Raw genomic sequence first — 389 nt, forward strand, 5'->3', positions numbered from 1 at the left:
GCTGCTCGACAGGCCGCCGCGGGCGAACGCGAGCGGGATGGAGAGCGCTGCCCGGTACACCTCGTAGAGCTTCTCGGCGGACGCGAGCAGCGCCGGGGCGGCGTTCCGGGCGAGCCGGCCGACCTCGTCGGCGCCCTCGCGGATCGCGTCGAGTGACGCCTCCGCGGGTCTSATTTCTGCTGCAACTGCCATACGRACATCGAACCAGCGAGCACCGACACCGGACCGGCAAAGGCGCCAGAACCGGACGACTCGCGCCACACGAGACCCGGCGGAGCGACGACGCCGCGGTCAGCGGGCTCTGCGCAGGTCGCCCGGCACCTCGCGAGGCCGGGAGCCGGCCCGGAACGCCGCCGCGGCGAGCCCGACTGTCGCCGCCAGGTACACGA

Annotated in this window: 1 protein-coding gene; it reads right to left on the minus strand. The window is 73.9% G+C overall.

Going from position 1 to position 389, the window contains the following annotated elements:
• A partial coding sequence (locus ASG67_RS14125) for a hypothetical protein (protein ID WP_156460839.1) occupies positions 1 to 192 on the minus strand: 192 nt, incomplete at its 3' end.
• Positions 193 to 389 lie beyond the last annotated feature (197 nt).

The sequence above is a fragment of the Sphingomonas sp. Leaf339 genome (assembly GCF_001426195.1).
GTDB lineage: Bacteria > Pseudomonadota > Alphaproteobacteria > Sphingomonadales > Sphingomonadaceae > Sphingomonas.